Source organism: Nonomuraea sp. SYSU D8015, from assembly GCF_008065375.1.
Classification (GTDB): Bacteria; Actinomycetota; Actinomycetes; order Streptosporangiales; family Streptosporangiaceae; genus Nonomuraea.
Genome location: NZ_VJYI01000072.1, coordinates 1 through 851, shown reverse-complemented (window position 1 = coordinate 851; position 851 = coordinate 1). Strand labels below are relative to the sequence as shown.

1 protein-coding gene and 1 pseudogene are annotated in these 851 nt (G+C 64.5%); one reads left to right on the top strand and one right to left on the bottom strand.

What is annotated here, in order from left to right:
* Nucleotides 1-120: 120 nt before the first annotated feature.
* Entirely contained in the window at nucleotides 121-489 is a 369-nt protein-coding gene (locus ID574_RS59260) for a hypothetical protein (protein WP_188197867.1), read from the bottom strand.
* A 231-nt stretch (nucleotides 490-720) separates the two neighbouring features.
* Here ID574_RS59260 and ID574_RS59255 point away from each other — a divergent pair.
* Nucleotides 721-851, top strand: a pseudogene (locus tag ID574_RS59255) (IS5/IS1182 family transposase); the annotation flags it as partial.

The window sequence follows — 851 nt, the reverse complement described above, 5'->3', positions numbered from 1 at the left end:
CTAGGCAGGCCACCGCCGACCCGCTCAGTCTGAGCTGTCCCCATGTGACTGTGCTCGGGACGCCCGGCACGCGGGACGAAGTGGCTCAGTGAACGTCGCTGGTCCCGGTGTCAGGCCTCGTCACTCCAGTTCTCCGATCGCAGCCACCGCGTGACCGCCTCCGCCCTTGCATGTCCAAAGCGCCGCCCCGCCCGTGTGCTTCGGATGCAACCCGAGAGAGTGTGCTGGACAGGTCGGCCAGATCTTCCCGTCCTGCTCGGCGATCACTTCCTGGGCCAGATCCGCGATCAGAACGATGGTGACAACCGGCTCATGATCTTCGTCATCACGCAGCCCGATGCTGGAGTATTGACCCTTGTACTCGACGCGCAGGTAGCCGAGGTCGTCCCACTCCGGGGTGTCGAAGCCGAGTCGTCCTGCGACACCGGTCGCGTCCATGTCGTGCTGAACGGCGAGCACCGCGTTATCCAGAACCTTGTTGGCGGTCATGTCCCGCAGCCTGGCGTAGTGCTGGGCGACTTTCGTCGCCGAAACCCCAGTCTGCTGGTCACAACATGATCGCGGGTCAGTAACGGCCATCTTCATTCGTTTGGAGGACGAGGACAGCCTGGACGATCGCGCAGGTCATCGCGGGCACGTAAGGAGACGGGTTGGCATGACAAGAGGCTCTCGGTAAGACAGCAGTCGACCAAGATCCGATGCCTCTACCGGAGAGCCTGGTTGCTGTCTTACCCTGCCGCGATACCGCTGTCCAATCACACCCTGATCCGCCTGGCCGAGCTGATCCGCGCCCGGCGGGCCGAACGGCGCTGCCGGTGGCGGCGCCTGGATGCGGCCCGGCAAGCCCTGCT

Coding starts and splice junctions, on each gene's coding strand:
- ID574_RS59260 (WP_188197867.1), bottom strand. CDS start 489: ATGACCGCCAACAAGGTTCTGGATAACGCGGTGCTCGCCGTTCAGCAC.